Consider the following 593-nt stretch of genomic DNA (forward strand, 5'->3'; position numbering starts at 1 on the left):
TTGAAATAAATCAGGCCAGTGAAGCACTTAATATGATCGGGGCAGCCATGTCATTCTTTGGTTTGATATCAGTAGGCCTGCTGGTGGCTTCGTTGGCATCTAAGGCAAAAAACTATAACTAATGGAATATACAGAAAGAGGACAGATCTAGTGGGCACTTTCCGCTCTTGGCCGACTCCCGCCTGTCGTGACAGACAGAAATCGGCCAGGAGCGGACGTCGAGCATCTACAAAAGCKGATGCTATTTACTTCCTGCTCGAAGGCATAGGCCAGCGCCTAAGCTGTCGCCCTGATGGAGCTACAGGGGCTGGTGCGGCACCTAACCCATACAGTTGTGTGCGGAACCAGTAGCTCACCGATGGCAGTCGTTAGCCTAGTAGTTTGAGTGATAGTTAAAAATTAGCTTTTCGTCTTTTTCGATCGCCAACCCACTAGCCAAAAACAGCGGTCTCAACCGATCTTGAAGCTCTGAGTCGACAAATTTTTCGATAAAATCTAATGGGAAATCACCAAGGGTTATCATTTCTTTTTTATAGAAGGATAGCCAGGATTTTTTCAATGCGCTCAAAACAGTATCTGCGGTGGTTATGGAG

Annotated in this window: 1 pseudogene; it reads right to left on the bottom strand. The window is 46.6% G+C overall.

Features of this window, described 5'->3' with window-relative positions:
• Window positions 1–373: 373 nt before the first annotated feature.
• Window positions 374–593 (bottom strand): annotated as a pseudogene (locus tag AC1DH9_RS30525) (hypothetical protein); the annotation flags it as partial.

It is taken from the genome of Pseudomonas sp. 05T35 (assembly GCF_056396605.1).